This window comes from Ancylomarina salipaludis, assembly GCF_004122035.1.
In the GTDB taxonomy this organism is placed as follows: domain Bacteria; phylum Bacteroidota; class Bacteroidia; order Bacteroidales; family Marinifilaceae; genus Ancylomarina; species Ancylomarina salipaludis.
Genome location: NZ_SAXA01000020.1, coordinates 40,441 through 54,865, shown reverse-complemented (window position 1 = coordinate 54,865; position 14,425 = coordinate 40,441). Strand labels below are relative to the sequence as shown.

The 14,425-nt window shown below is 36.2% G+C and carries 11 protein-coding genes; 6 read left to right on the top strand and 5 right to left on the bottom strand.

The features are described from left to right. The first annotated feature begins 4 nt into the window (after window positions 1-4). Window positions 5-106 carry an IS3 family transposase gene (locus EO244_RS15760; RefSeq protein WP_206734541.1) on the top strand — a complete coding sequence of 34 codons (102 nt, stop codon included), beginning with the start codon at window positions 5-7 and terminating at the stop codon, window positions 104-106. Between the two features lie 70 nt (window positions 107-176). Here the strand turns inward: EO244_RS15760 and EO244_RS15755 are convergent, their stop codons facing one another. From EO244_RS15755 to EO244_RS15745, 3 genes are all read right to left on the bottom strand, one after another. Continuing rightward, window positions 177-764 carry a porin family protein gene (locus tag EO244_RS15755; protein WP_129255649.1) on the bottom strand — a complete coding sequence of 196 codons (588 nt, stop codon included), beginning with the start codon at window positions 762-764 and terminating at the stop codon, window positions 177-179. Window positions 765-1,125: 361 nt separating this feature from the next. Further along, window positions 1,126-2,340, bottom strand: coding sequence for a C1 family peptidase (locus tag EO244_RS15750; RefSeq protein WP_129255648.1), 1,215 nt, complete (start codon window positions 2,338-2,340; stop codon window positions 1,126-1,128). 216 nt (window positions 2,341-2,556) lie between these two features. Beyond that, complete coding sequence (locus tag EO244_RS15745) at window positions 2,557-3,243, bottom strand: cytidylate kinase-like family protein (RefSeq protein WP_129255647.1); 687 nt, start codon at window positions 3,241-3,243, stop codon at window positions 2,557-2,559. 253 nt (window positions 3,244-3,496) lie between these two features. Between EO244_RS15745 and EO244_RS15740 the strand changes: the two genes are divergently transcribed. Beyond that, window positions 3,497-5,476, top strand: a complete 1,980-nt coding sequence (locus tag EO244_RS15740) for a tetratricopeptide repeat protein (RefSeq protein WP_129255646.1) — start codon at window positions 3,497-3,499, stop codon at window positions 5,474-5,476. A gap of 71 nt (window positions 5,477-5,547) precedes the next feature. Further along, window positions 5,548-6,822: a replication-associated recombination protein A gene (locus tag EO244_RS15735; RefSeq protein WP_129255645.1), complete on the top strand. Its 1,275-nt coding sequence runs from the start codon at window positions 5,548-5,550 to the stop codon at window positions 6,820-6,822. A 123-nt stretch (window positions 6,823-6,945) separates the two neighbouring features. Here the strand turns inward: EO244_RS15735 and EO244_RS15730 are convergent, their stop codons facing one another. Together EO244_RS15730 and EO244_RS15725 are read right to left on the bottom strand one after the other, a co-directional pair. After that, the gene (locus tag EO244_RS15730; protein WP_129255644.1) at window positions 6,946-7,227 is read right to left on the bottom strand and encodes a hypothetical protein; all 282 of its coding nucleotides are present in this window, start codon (window positions 7,225-7,227) and stop codon (window positions 6,946-6,948) included. A gap of 185 nt (window positions 7,228-7,412) precedes the next feature. Beyond that, window positions 7,413-9,665, bottom strand: coding sequence for a penicillin-binding protein 1A (locus EO244_RS15725; protein ID WP_206734589.1), 2,253 nt, complete (start codon window positions 9,663-9,665; stop codon window positions 7,413-7,415). A 688-nt stretch (window positions 9,666-10,353) separates the two neighbouring features. On the opposite strand from EO244_RS15725, the gene EO244_RS15720 reads away from it, so the two are divergent. The 3 genes from EO244_RS15720 (at window position 10,354) to buk (ending at window position 14,093) form a co-directional block, all read left to right on the top strand. Beyond that, the gene (locus tag EO244_RS15720) at window positions 10,354-11,724 is read left to right on the top strand and encodes a serine hydrolase domain-containing protein (protein ID WP_129255642.1); all 1,371 of its coding nucleotides are present in this window, start codon (window positions 10,354-10,356) and stop codon (window positions 11,722-11,724) included. Between the two features lie 44 nt (window positions 11,725-11,768). Further along, entirely contained in the window at window positions 11,769-12,875 is a 1,107-nt protein-coding gene (locus EO244_RS15715; protein WP_129255641.1) for a glycerate kinase family protein, read from the top strand. Window positions 12,876-13,016: 141 nt separating this feature from the next. Beyond that, a complete protein-coding gene (gene buk, locus EO244_RS15710) occupies window positions 13,017-14,093 on the top strand; it encodes a butyrate kinase (RefSeq protein WP_129255640.1) in 1,077 nt (358 codons plus the stop codon). Window positions 14,094-14,425 lie beyond the last annotated feature (332 nt).

The following is a 14,425-nucleotide window of genomic DNA, read 5'->3' as shown; positions in this document are numbered from 1 at the left end:
GAAAATCGATATTGAAGAATACATACAATATTATAATAAAGAAAGAATATCTTTGGCTCTAAATGGAATGAGCCCGATAAAGTATCGAGCTCATTTTCAAAATTAATTTTTTAACCGTCCAACTTTTTGGGGTCAGTACAAAATGACGGTTTTTTGTGTTTTATAGTGCAAATCGTTTAAAAGAAACGGAAGCCTAAGGTGATATTTACCATCTTATTTTTCTTAAGGAATTCAGATGATACATCAGTTAAACCAAATTCGTAATCAACATCAAGAGTCAGTTTCCAAACATCAACACCAGCACCAACTTTACCATTCCAAACAGCACTTTTGAAATCTGGATCACCAAATTGATCTTTAACTGATTGAGAGAATGAATTGTCAATATTGAAAGATGCTACAGGCCCAGCAAAAGCTCTTAATTTGAAAAGAGGAAGCTTTACGATTTTGTAACCCAACAACATTGGAATATCCATTGTTTTAGTTTTAAAATCATAGCTCTCGCCAGCAATAACCGTTTCACTTTTACGAACCACATAATTTAATTCAGGCTGAATGTACCATTTGTTGATATTGATTCTTGCAAAAACCCCCAGCATCATACCATTTTTCGCATTTTCTTTGATACTTGCACCGTTCATATTAGCATCTAGTTTAGTACTAACAAGACCTCCATGTACACCAAGACTGATAGGTGACGATAATTGGGCAAACAAGGCCGATGAAAATAAGCAGATAGCTGCTACTAGTAATAACTTTTTCATAGTGTAAAAATTATGTATTAATAATCTAATGAGTCCTTTACTTAAAATTCTATCTCTAAGGTAGTAAACTTTACAGAGATACGAATTTATATTAAATTTTTATATTTTGTAAATGGTCGATGCAAAAAAATAGCTTCAACTTTAATAAGGGATATCGTATGCTACAATAATCGGACAATAAATGTTTGAATCTGTATTTGACATCCTTTCTTAAGAAGACAATTGTATTTGGGGAACACGTATTCGATTGGTAAGAATATATTCTTCAGAAAGGCAATCACGGAATAAGTCTGGTTTATGCAATAAAAAAAGCCCGACTAGTACAGTCAGGCTTTGTGTATTATTGAATTGGATTTGCTTATTACAAACCTAATTTCTTTTTGATATTAGCAGGAACAGCATCTTTGTGAATCATGAAAGACATGGTTTTGTATTTCACAAATGGGAAAGATGCATAAAAATAACCTTCATAAGGATTGTTATCAGTATTCCATGAGTTCTTTACGATAAAGTACTTGTTGTCTTTTTGATCCTTAGCAATACCTACAATGTGCATACCATGATCATCAGTCGTTGAGTAGTTATCGAAAGCGACTTGACGCATTTCCTGAGTAATTACTTTTTCTTTTCCAGGACCTTCGAATGTGTAAAGTTGTGCTTCTTTTTTCTGGTCTGACATATCCTGCCATTTAGAAATTTCAGAATCGCTCATGTTTTTAGTATCAGCTTCAGGCACAATTGCAACACCTTTACGATATGCAAAACCTTTTTCGCTTACGTCAGAAGCCCATCCAATGGTGTAACCATTCATAATGGCGCTTTCCATAACTTCCATCATCTCATCAATAGGCAGGTTGTATACTTCGTCCCATAACCAGTTGTCACCAACTTCGATAATGAATTTTTCATAGAATGGGTGGTGAGTGTAAGAGCTAATCTCAATATAGTCGTCCGGATTTAAGCCTACAAAATCCTTAGCAAATGTCTTGGGTGTGTATTCTTTACCTTCGTATTTAAATGTCTCAGGCAATTTTCCTAAATAAGCATCCAAAACACCATCGAAACCGATGTGCCAGTTGGGTGTTAATTTTTTGTTTTTATTTGCAATAACAGCATCAACATAGTTGCTTAGGATGATATCCATTTCACCATGAGTATGTCCTTTTTCACCGTAGTTTAATCCGCCGTATACTGATTCAGGAACGATACCATAATTTTTCATCACGTAGGTCACATCGTGGAATGCACCACCGCCACCAAAGTTGAATTTACCACTCAAACGAACGTCTTTAATTGCTTTGTCAGAGTAGCAGTTGTAAACCACAAACATTTCAGATAAATCAACTTCTGGTTTGCCCATACGCAACATTTCAGATTCAATAAATGAAAGTCCCGAAAAAGCCCAACAAGTCCCGGAACGGTGCTGATCTTTTACTGATGTTGCTGGCATACGCTTCACATCCGTAAAAATATAGCCTTCTTTTTTGTCCTTTTTTTTGTCTTTTTTTACTCCGGCTGTCGAAGAAAATGCGGTTCCTCCAATAAGAAGAGCAGCTACAAGAATTTTAAAATTCATAGTGTTGATATTTTAAGTAATAATTTTTTTAATGTTGAAAAATGAGTTGTTGTCCTGGTATGCCTCAATTTCTCCAGCGCAAAAATAAGAAAAACTTAAACCTAGCCAATTGTTATGCGGGCTTTGCTTAAGTTTTTAGATATTATTAAGGATTATCTCGATGAAAAGCTGAAATCTGACTCAAACGAGAATTTAATTCATGTAAATAAAGGCAGTTTAGATCATTTTTTTTGCTTTTAAAATTTCAATTGTTGTATTGACAATGATCTCATCTGAAAGTTTCATCGAATTGTATATAAGGTCGAAATGACTTAATTCAAGAGGTTTTTTATTGAAAAAATTACGAAAGATTTCACGTTTATTATCTATCGATTGTGCGTAAGACATCATTTCGGTGAGAGAGCCTGTATGTTTTTTTTGTAATTGTTCGGCACGCCATTTAAGGGGAGCATGTAATTTTAAATGTAAGGATCTTTCAATATCCTGTGTCAGAATAACGCCGCCACGCCCAATAATGATGCAATTTCCTCTTCTGGCCATCGCTTTCACGACATCGGCTATGGTTTTTTTAATTTGTTTATCACTTTTGTAGTATTTGCTTGACATGGCTGAAAAAACTTCATCCCAGGTTGATTTTTCTTTCGACTCAAATACGTATTCTATTTTTTTAGGATGTAAACCTAGTTTCTCTGCGGCTTCCAGAAGAATTTCTTTGGTCAGAACCGTCCATTTCTTACCAGTAATGATATTGAGTCTTTCAACAAGTAGATTGGCTACATTAATTGCATAACATCCACATTCTCTTGAAATCGTTATGACAGGGCCTGGAAATATAAATTCTGAAGGGTCAGGTTCTTTAAGCTGATATCGCTTTTTCATGTATTGATATAGAACATCTTTCATAGCGGCAGTTTTTAGTAGGTCTTAGCTAAACACCCATAATTCCTCATATATTATATTGTTTATGGCTGTGCTTTTATCTTCAAGTTAAGACATTTATGAAAAAATTAAAAGAATATGTTTTATCTTATCAGAAATAGATGATTAAGTCTCTTGGTGAGGCTGTGTATTTTAAGATTTAAATTCTGTTAATTTGCCTCGATTGCCAGCTAGATTTTTTAAGTTTGTAATTCAACATCTGAAATTTTAATTTTCTATGCGTTTATTTCGTATTCTGATATTTTTTTGTCTTCTGTTTAGTGTCAAATTTGCAAGTGCTCAGCTTAATACAGAGAATCTTTTGTCAAAGGGGCGTAATGCGATCTATTTTGATGACTATACTGAGGCGATTACAAAATTCAACGAAATCATTCGGGTTAAACCTTATCTGCCGGAACCTTATTTATTCAGAGCATTAGCCAAGTATTACCTGGAAGATTTTGAGGGGGCTGAAGCTGATTATACCAAAGCGATTTCAATCAATCCGAATTATACCCTGGCTTATCTTTACAGAGGCGTTGCCAACAATCAGTTGAGTCGTTACAATCAGGCTCTTAAGGATTTTGATATGGCAGAGGAATTAAATCCTAATAATGCAGAAATATTTGCCAACAGAGGAATTACATTAGCAGCTTTAAAGCGTTTTAAAGATGCTGAGGCTAATTACACCAAAGCGATACAGATTAAAAAAGATATGATTGGTGCTTATCTGAATCGGGCAATTGTCAGAGAACAAATGGATGATATTAAAGGCGCTATTGCCGATTGTAATAAAGCTGTTCAACTCAATAATTTTTCAGCAGATGCCTTTGGTCACAGAGCCTATTTAAAATATAAGAACAAAGAATATAAGGAATCTGTGGCGGATTATGAGCGAGCCTTAAAAATCAATCCGAATGATGAGCGCCTGATAATGGGAAGAGGGATTTCAAATTATGCAACTAAGAATTTAAGAGGGGCTTTGGCTGATTACGATAGAGTGATTGAGTTGAATCCGAATAACGCTTACGGTTATTATAATAGAGCCTTATTAAAGTCGGAAGTGGGCGATTTTAATTCTGCTATCGAAGATTTCAATATGGTTTTGGATATGAATCCGGACAATATGCTCATCTATTTCAATCGGGGATTGGTTAAGGCTGATATTGGGGATAATCTGGGGGCTATTGCTGATTATACAACTGCAATTGAGATTTATCCTGATTTTGCAAAAGCGTATTTGGCACGATCTTCATCCAAGCAGGAGATAAAAGATATCGATGGGGCTATTCAGGATAGGAATCAAGGTCTGATTATTATCGAAAAGTATAAAAAAATGAAGAATGAAGGTGCTATGGCAGCCTTTGTTGATACCACTGAAAATTTTCAACGTTTGATTGATTTGAACTCCAGAGATAAGGTGGTTGAAGAGATTATAAAGGGACGTGTTCAGGATAAGTTTGTGACTATCAAACTCGAGGCCGATTTTCATATCACCCATTTGTCAATGGATAGTCTTCGTGCCGGAAAGATGCAGTATTACGATCAGGAGTTGATGAACTTCAATCAAAAGCATAATTATTCACCAGCCTTTACTTTTAGCAATAAACACAGCTTATTTTCTAAGGAGTTGGTTGAGAAACAGATTAATGATGCTGATCTTCAGATTAAGGCAGGGGATAGTGAGGCGTATTTCTTTAAAGGGACTTATGAGTTAAGTAATAAGAAATTCAATAATGCAATTGCTTCGTTTAATACCTGCATCGAGAAGAATAAGAATTTTGCCTTTGCTTATTTTAATCGGGCAAATGCAATTGTTGATATGACGGATTATATTCAATCAATTGGTGTGAATAACCATACTAATTTGCGAATGAATGAGGATAAAAAGGGAAAAGATTATGAGATTATCGTTGATTACAGCTCAGCTATCTCAGATTATAATAAAGCCATAAAATTGAATCCGGATTTTAACTTCGCTTATTTTAACAGAGGAAACACTTACGCCAAATCCAAACAGTTTGATAAGGCAATTTCGGACTATAATAAAGCGATTGAGTTGGATAGTCGATTTAAGGAAGCCTATTATAACCGCGGATTGGTGTATTTGTACAATAATGATAAGACATCAGCTTATGGTGATTTAAGTAAGGCCGGTGAATTAGGCTTACTTGATGCTTATAATGTGATAAAACGCTATTGCAATAAAGATAAATAAAGCTTCAATCCTTGTTTCTGAGAATAAAAATCTTCAATACAGACTTTCAATTTTAATATCTTACTTTTTATATGTCAGCAAACCAACCTTTAGCAGAACGACTGCGCCCTACCAGTCTTGACAATTATTTGGGACAAAAACATTTGGTGGGTGAGAAAGCAGTTCTTCGAAAGATGATTGAGTCGGGGAATATTTCGTCTTTCATTTTATGGGGACCTCCTGGGGTTGGAAAAACGACTTTGGCAAAGATTATAGCCAATCAATTAAATCGACCTTTTTATATTCTGTCAGCTGTAAATTCGGGTGTGAAGGATGTGCGGGAGGTGATTGCCAAGGCTGAAAAGCAGAAGTTTTTTTCGACACCTAATCCTATTTTATTTATCGATGAAATACATCGTTTTAGTAAATCTCAGCAGGATTCTCTTTTGGGAGCTGTTGAAAACGGAACGGTGACTCTGATAGGGGCAACAACTGAAAACCCTTCATTTGAGGTGATATCTCCTTTGCTTTCCCGTTGTCAGGTTTATGTTTTGAAGGCTCAGGATAAATCAGATTTGGAGTATTTGATTGATCATGCTATTTCGAAAGATATTTACCTAAAAGAGAAAGATGTTACAGTAAAAGAAAAGGATGCCCTGATTAAATTTTCGGGAGGTGATGCCCGCAAGTTGTTAAATATATTGGAGTTGGTTGTTAATTCTCAGGTAACTGATAAGATTGTTTTGACCAATAAGCTCGTTTTGAAGGAGCTACAGGAAAATCCATCCATGTATGATAAGGATGGTGAACAGCATTACGATATCGCATCTGCCTTAATAAAATCGATTCGGGGTAGCGATCCTGATGCTGCAGTTTATTGGCTGGCAAGAATGATTGAAGGGGGAGAAGATCCTAAGTTTATTGCCAGACGATTGGTGATATCTGCCAGTGAAGATATTGGACTAGCCAATCCCAATGCACTGCTTTTGGCCAATGCAGGCTTTCAGTCGGTCAATTTAGTAGGTATGCCAGAGTCCAGGATTATCCTTTCTGAAGTAGCCATCTATTTAGCGACTTCAGCCAAAAGTAATGCGTCTTATTTGGCGATTGGTAAGGCTCAGGCTTTGGTCAGAGAAACCGGAAATTTGTCAGTTCCTTTGCATTTGCGCAATGCCCCAACCAGGTTGATGAAAGATCTGGGCTATGGTAAGGAGTACAAATATTCTCACGATTATCCTGGCAATTTTGTTGATCAGGACTACCTTCCGGAGGAGATTGCCAATCAGCGACTTTACATTCCTCAGAATAATGCATCAGAGATTAAGATACTGGAACGATTGAAGTTTTGGTGGAAGAAACGCTTCTAACTTTTTAAAGATGTTTGTCTATAAAAAAATAAGCTTGGCCAACTAACAACCAAGCTTATTCAACAGACAGTTATTTACTGCATTACATACTTAAATTTTTGTATTGGTTTTATTTTAAATGAGCTAACGTTCGTAAACGATAATATTTGAAATTTTTGGAATATTATTATCTCCCAAACAGATTTCTACAATGGCAGGGACGTAGATTTCTTGAGGATACTCTCTCTTAACATTACAAAAAAAACTATAGCATACCCGATTTCTTACTAATGTTGATACAGCAATTGGGGCATAATCCCCTCCTTCATAGTTTTTAAATGCACATTTAAATACCGCTAATTCTTCACTTGTTATTTCTGATTGAAACTTGGTCCAGACTCTCGTTTGATTTGCCGTTGCACACATCGTTTTCAGGGGGTTTGATTAAATTCATTTTTCTCTTAAAGAGGTTGGCAAGTTAAGCTGGATGATATAAAAAAAATAGCGTAGAAATACGTGTTTTATCTGAACACGTATTTTTACGCAAAATGAATTTTAAAGACTAATAATTATCAGGATATTTTTTTTAGAAAGTCGCTGATAATTAAGTTTTAATCTTTTTTTCTAAAAATGGATCTGATTTTATCGTAGATGGATTTTTTATCTTTCTTTTTTCTATTTCGTTGTTCCTTAATTTTAATCTTGTCGTCTTTATTATTATCAAGACCCAATAATCTTTCAAAAAAACCTGCCCGAGGAGGCATATAATGAGGTATGTCAAGTTTGGCTAGAATTTCATTATCAGGTTTGAAAAAAGGTGCCGTACAATAGTTGTTATATTTACTATTATTGTTGAGTTGATACATAAATTTACCATAAATAGGGAGTGCCATTGAAGCACCCTGTCCAAGGCTTAAAGAACGGAAATGCACACGCATATCTTCTGCTCCAACCCAGGCTCCTGCAACCAGATTTTGATTGTATCCAATATACCAACCGTCAGCCTGAGACTGAGTTGTACCCGTTTTTCCTGCAAATTCACCTTTCAGACCATATACTGATCGCAGGCTTTTTGCTGTTCCACTGTCAACAACAGCCGTCAGCATATGATTGATGATATCAGCATTTTCAGGTGACAAGTTGGGTTCAGTATCAGTGTCCAGTGGGTTTAGATCAACGATAACTTCTCCCTTATTGTTCTCAATTCGGGAGATATAATAGGGTTCAACTTTTTTACCTCTATTGGCAAAACTTGCATAAACCTGAATCATCTCCAATAGTGAAATATTAGCGGTTCCCAAAGCAAGTGATGGCACTTTGGGTAAAGGAGAGGTGATTCCTAGTTCTTCAGCCAATTCAATGGTTTCCTGAATACCGGTTTCCATGATAAAATCGACAGCAATGGTATTTATTGATTCAGCTAATGCACCTTCCATACTATAACTGCCCTCGTAATTGTTATCAGCATTTCGGGGCGACCAGTCTTGGTATTCAGAGTATGTTTTGCGCTCATTAGGATAATATTCAAAAGGTGACATATTTGCTTCAAGAGCAGCTGCATAAACAATAGGTTTGAATATGGAACCCACTTGTCGTCTGCCCGTAACACGATCGTATTGAAAATGTTTATAATCGATTCCACCAACCCAGGCTTTGATTTTACCTGTATTGCTTTCCATGGCCACAAAGCCTGTATTTAGGAGTTTGATGTAATGTTTGATAGAATCGAGAGCACTCATCTTGACTTCTTTTTCGCCATTCCAGGTGAAAATCTTCATGTCTCTTTTTTTCTTCAATATTGCATCTATTTCCTTCTTCTTTTTTCCTTCCTTTATTAAGGATTTATAATAAGGCGAACGTTCAATTGCTGAAGTCAGAATTACTTGATTATTATCCCAAGGGTTTTGTTTGCCCCAATGTTTATAGAATAAATCCTGTAAGTTTTTCATGTGAGACTTAACAGCATCTTCTGCATATTTTTGCATGTTATAATCTACAGTACTCACAATTTTTAAACCATCTCTGTAGATGTCATAATATGATCCGTCAGCCTTCGTGTATTTTTTAAGAATATTATCTGCTTCAACACGAATGCGTTCACGTAAATAGGGGGCAAGACCTGAATGAGTGCTTTGCTTTTGGTACTTGATTACAAGAGGCTTTTGTTTAAGCTGCTCAGCTTGGTTTGCTGAAATAAAATTGTTTTTAGCCATTTGTCCAATAACTACATTTCTGCGTTGTTTTGAACGTTCGGGGAAACGGCGAGGGTTATAATAGGATGGTGCTTTGAGCATTCCAATCAGAACAGCACTTTCGTCAAGTTTAAGTTGATAAGCCGGTTTGCTAAAGTATTGACGTGAAGCGCTTTCTATACCATATACTTGTTCACCAAAGGGAACGGTATTCAAATAGAGTTGAAGGATTTTCTTTTTGGAGTAAATCTTTTCTAATCGTGATGCGGTAATAGCTTCCTTGATCTTATTAACAGGCATAGAGAATGAACCAAAATCTCTTCTTGGGTAGAGATTTTTGGCTAATTGCTGACTCAATGTACTTCCACCACCTGAGCTTTTGTTGCCTAAAATTAATGTTTTTACCAGCACGCGAACCAAGCTAATTTCATCAATTCCCTCGTGGCTGTAGAAACGAGAATCTTCCGTAGCAACAAGTGCATTGATCACATTAATCGGAATTGCACTAAAATCGATATTTGTGCGATTTTCTGCATAAATACGTCCCAGAATCTTTCCATCATCTGAATATACTTCTGAAGCATCAGCATTTTGGATCGTTTTTAAAGTATGGTAATCCGGTAACTTTCCCCAGGCACCATAATAGATACTAGCCAAAAATAATCCAAACATTGAACCAGCTATGAGCAGACAGAAAAAGAAGAAGCGAAAGAGACGTTTTTTGAATGTTTGCTTAGACTTTCTATTTTTTGCCGGAGTTGATTTTCTTTTGGGAGGATTTTTTTTAATAGCCTTGATTGGGGTGTTCTTGCCTTTTGTCATTTATTCCTGTAGTTGTGATTTTTGACTCAATTTTTTTGTGTGTAAATACTCACCCAGCTGTTCAAAACAGTTATAACAGGTGAATAACTTTTATTGCTAAAAGTTTAGATATTGAGTTTTAAGGTAAGGTCCCTGCAAATATAGGTAAAACTTGTGAATCGTTTTGGGGAATTAGAGACTGAAAGTGTTAAAAAAGATTATGGCTTTATCTTTGAACAAGAAGGAATCTCCTTAAGTTGTTAATCTTTAGGTCTGTATTTTTGTACACTTTTTTGATGCTTTAGCGTTGGGTGATCGGATTAGGTCTTAGATCTATATTAGTTGAATCTCACGACAAATGATCAGAAATACAAGTATATGTCTGTATTATTGAAATTTATATAAAAATCTTGTATCTGTTGTTATTAGCCAAAAACTTGCGTTTTTATGTCATGTATCTGAAGGAAATGTTTTATCTTCAAGCTGTTTATTGAGAAAAAATAGTCACTTTTGTGGCGAATCGAAATTTGAGAGATAAATATCCTTAAGGCATCTTGTAATGAGATCTTTAAAAGATAAACTGTGGAGAATGACTGTAAAACAAATCATAATACTCATATTAACCTTGGTTGTGGTCCTGTTGGATACACATACCAGCTCGTCCAAACGCGAAGAATTACATATTCCCTACGATAGCAAACTAGATCCTGTTTCGCATCGTATATCCAATGAACTTTCATCATCAGAGGCGACTAAGAATGCTGATTATAAAATCAATAAATTTCTTGAGTATTGGCATATTAATGGTGCTTCTATTGCTTTGGTTAAAGATCAGAAATTAGTCTTTGCCAAAGGTTACGGTTATGCTGATGTGGAAAAGAAGGTGAAGGTAGAACCCGATCATTTATTTCGTATTGCCAGTGTTTCAAAGCTGATTACGGCTACTGCAATTATGAAACTTCAGGAAGAAGGGAAGTTGCATTTAAGTGATAAGGTTTTTGGTGAGAATGGAATTCTTAATTCGGAAAACTATTTAAATATCCGCGATAAGCGAGCCAGAGAAATAAATGTTGAACACCTGTTAAGACATACGGCTGGATTTACAAGCCGATATGGGGATCAGATGTTTTTACCAATAACCATTGCTGAAAAGATGAATGTTCCTGCTCCGGCAAGTGCAGAAACGATTATTGAATTTGCTTTATCACGACGTTTGCATTTCACCCCGGGTAGTCGTGGCAGTTATTCGAATTTAGGTTATGTAGTTCTTGAAAAAGTTGTTGAGGCCGTTTCAGGAAAAGATTATGAAAGCTACGTTCAGGAACATATTTTGCATCCAGCAGGTATTTTTGATATGCATTTGGGAAAAAATTTGCGTGAAGATAAGCTTCCTAATGAAGTGAATTATTATGAGCAATCGAATGCTATGTTGATTCCGGCTTTTGATGGTTCAGGAGAAAAAGTTTACCGTAGCAATGGGGGAAATAATATTGAAGCTCTCGGTGGTGCAGGTGCTTGGGTTGCTTCTGCAGCCGAGTTGATGAAATTCTATGTGGCTATTGATGGTAAAGATAAGCAGGCCGATATTCTTTCTAAGGAGAGTATAGCCTATATGACAAAACCCAGCAGAAGGGGATTTAGCCCAATTGGATGGAAAGGAACCCGATCGAATGGTACATGGTGGCGTACCGGAACGCTTGCAGGGACTTCTGCCTTGATGAAACAGAACCCTGATGGCACAACCTGGGTGATTATTACCAATACATCTTCGTGGAGAGGATCTGATTTTCCAAGTGAATTGAATAAGCTAATGGCTCGTGTGATGCGTTCTGTAAAGAAATGGCCGGAGATGGATCTGTTTAATTATTTCGAAGCACAGCCAACAATGCTTGTATTCGATGATATTTCCGATTTTATTGATCGCAGCTAGGAGTTTGAAATCGATATATTTAATAACGAAGCTCTAATTTAAGGATGAATATTTTGATTGCACCCAATGCTTTTAAAGGCAGTATGTCTGCTCTTGAAGTTGCTGAAATCATTCAATTTAATCTTCTAAAGTTTCATCCTGAACTTAAGTGTCAATGTTTACCCATTGCTGATGGTGGTGACGGGACTTTTGATGTGTTGACCCATCATTTAAAAGGTGAAAATCACATTGTTACAACCACTGATCTGCTTGGTAGAGAAATCCAGGCCTCTTTATTTCTTACAGAACAAGATGTTGCAATTATTGAACTAACTCATGTTGCTGGTTTGTCTTTACTGGCCCCCTCTGAATATAAGCCTCTGAATACGCATACTTATGGCGTGGGCGATTTAATTCGTTCGGCTCTTAATCTGAGTTGTTCCAAGATAATTCTTGCCATTGGTGGCAGTGGAACACTTGATATGGGGTTTGGAGTTTTAAGAGCTTTGGGGTATCGTTTTTTTGATAAAGATGGTCTAGAACTTAAGGGTGGAGGAGGTAATTTATCTGCAATTGCTAAGATAGATTCTCAGGATTTTGACAGGCGAATTTTGAATGTCGATTTTCAGATCGCCTGTGATGTTGAAAATCCCTTGCTTGGAGAATGTGGTGCGGCAAAGGTTTTTGGAGCACAAAAGGGAGCCTCTTGTGATGAAATTGATCTGTTGCATCAGAATCATCAATATTTTGCTGAAATAATAAAGAAGGAATTTCAGATAGACATATCGAAAATGAAGTATGGAGGTGCTGCTGGCGGTATTGCGGCAGGTCTTTACGCCATGTGCGGGGCTAAATTGCGATCTGGTAGCGAATTGGTTTTCGATTGTTTGAATATGGATAAAGCGATAGCAGGATGTGACCTTTTGATTACCGGAGAGGGGCGAATTGATTCGCAGTCAGCTTTTGGAAAAGCCCCCTATGTTTTAGCCCAAAAAGCAAAAGAAATGGGGAAACGTGTTTATGCATTTTGCGGGACTTCAGAATTTCTTCAAAACTCACCATTTGACAAGGTTTTCCCTATAAAAAAAGAGAGCCAAAGCCTGACTGATGCGATGAAACAGACAAAAGAAAATTTGAGAGATGCAGTTTCTGAAATGGTAAAGCTTTTGTAAGTTGCTGATTATCTGTTTCTACTTTGGGTTTGGAATTCATGATGTAAAGCAGGAAAAAGATTTTAATTTTTGCATGGTTATCCTATAGAGATTGGTATTTTTGCACTCGAATACTAAACAAACAATAAACTACTTTTTCTAATGGAAAATCGCAGAATTTTAGCTATTAATCCGGGATCTACATCTACAAAGATTGCCGTATATCAAGGCGACAAATCAGTCTTTCTAAAAAATATTAAGCACTCTAACGAAGAGTTAGCTCAATTCAACAGCATTTCAGAACAATTCGAGTTTCGTAAAGATATCATCCTAAAGGAATTGATAGATGCTGAGATTCTTATTGATTTTATTGAAGCTGTAGTAGGTCGTGGAGGACTTGTAAAGCCTATTGAATCAGGTGTATATTTGGTTGATGAGAACCTTAAAGCTGATTTACGTGTAGGTGTTCTTGGAGAGCATGCAAGTAATCTTGGTGGGCTGATTGCTGATAATATTGCACAGTCTTTACCTAATGCTAAAGCTTATATTGCTGATCCGGTTGTGGTTGATGAGATGATTGATGTGGCACGTGTTTCAGGTCATCCTGAATTTGAGCGTATTTCAATTTTTCACGCCTTGAATCAAAAAGCAGTAGGTCGTGCTTTTGCGTCAACCCTTGATAAACACTACGAGGATTTAAATATTATTGTAGCACATTTAGGAGGTGGTATCTCTGTTGGTGCTCACTCAAAAGGGCGTGTTATTGATGTAAATAACGCATTGGATGGTGAAGGTCCTTTCTCACCTGAGCGTTCGGGAACACTTCCAGCCGGAGCTTTGGCTAAACTTTGTTTTAGCGGAAAAGTAACTTTGGATGATTTGAAAAAAATGATCAAAGGTGAAGGTGGATTGGTTGCTCATATGGGAACGAATGATGCTTACGAGATTGAATTGAAAGCCAAAGCGGGTGATGAAAAAGCGAAACTAATTCAAGATGCTATGGCTTACCAGGTGGGTAAATCAATTGGTGCTTGTGCAGCTTCTTTAAAAGGTAAGGTTGATGGTATTATCCTAACCGGTGGTATCGCTCATAACACTGACTTGGTAAATTATGTGAAAGAAATGGTTTCATTTATTGCACCAATTATTGTTTATCCGGGTGAAGATGAAATGAAAGCTCTTGCAATGAATGGTTATATGGTCTTGAAAGGTGAAATTGAGCCTAAGAGATACGTTTAAAACAATTCTTTATCATATTTCAAAGAAAACCTTCGACTTGAGTCGAAGGTTTTTTTTATTCTCAAAATTCTGTTGTGCTTAAGAAGATTAAATATAAATTAATGTATATAATTGAATAAATACTTCAATTAAAATCATGATGGAATATCAGTATTTTAAGCCTTAGTGTTGATATTCAGATGTTATGGTTTCTGTAAGTTGGAGTTGAATTTGTAAAATGAAGAAATATTTCTCTATTAAATTAGTATATTAAAGGCCATAATTGGATAAGAAGCTTGTTGAATATGAGTTGATTTAGCCGCACTCATTAAAGTTTGAATTTGAAATTGTAC

Excerpts from the sequence above, each read along its gene's own strand:
- EO244_RS15755 (WP_129255649.1), bottom strand. The coding sequence starts at position 764 with ATGAAAAAGTTATTACTAGTAGCAGCTATCTGCTTATTTTCATCGGCC.
- EO244_RS15750 (WP_129255648.1), bottom strand. The coding sequence starts at position 2,340 with ATGAATTTTAAAATTCTTGTAGCTGCTCTTCTTATTGGAGGAACCGCA.
- EO244_RS15745 (WP_129255647.1), bottom strand. The coding sequence starts at position 3,243 with ATGAAAGATGTTCTATATCAATACATGAAAAAGCGATATCAGCTTAAA.
- EO244_RS15740 (WP_129255646.1), top strand. The coding sequence starts at position 3,497 with ATGCGTTTATTTCGTATTCTGATATTTTTTTGTCTTCTGTTTAGTGTC.
- EO244_RS15735 (WP_129255645.1), top strand. The coding sequence starts at position 5,548 with ATGTCAGCAAACCAACCTTTAGCAGAACGACTGCGCCCTACCAGTCTT.
- EO244_RS15730 (WP_129255644.1), bottom strand. The coding sequence starts at position 7,227 with ATGTGTGCAACGGCAAATCAAACGAGAGTCTGGACCAAGTTTCAATCA.
- EO244_RS15725 (WP_206734589.1), bottom strand. The coding sequence starts at position 9,665 with ATGTTTGGATTATTTTTGGCTAGTATCTATTATGGTGCCTGGGGAAAG.
- EO244_RS15720 (WP_129255642.1), top strand. The coding sequence starts at position 10,354 with ATGAGATCTTTAAAAGATAAACTGTGGAGAATGACTGTAAAACAAATC.
- EO244_RS15715 (WP_129255641.1), top strand. The coding sequence starts at position 11,769 with ATGAATATTTTGATTGCACCCAATGCTTTTAAAGGCAGTATGTCTGCT.
- buk (WP_129255640.1), top strand. The coding sequence starts at position 13,017 with ATGGAAAATCGCAGAATTTTAGCTATTAATCCGGGATCTACATCTACA.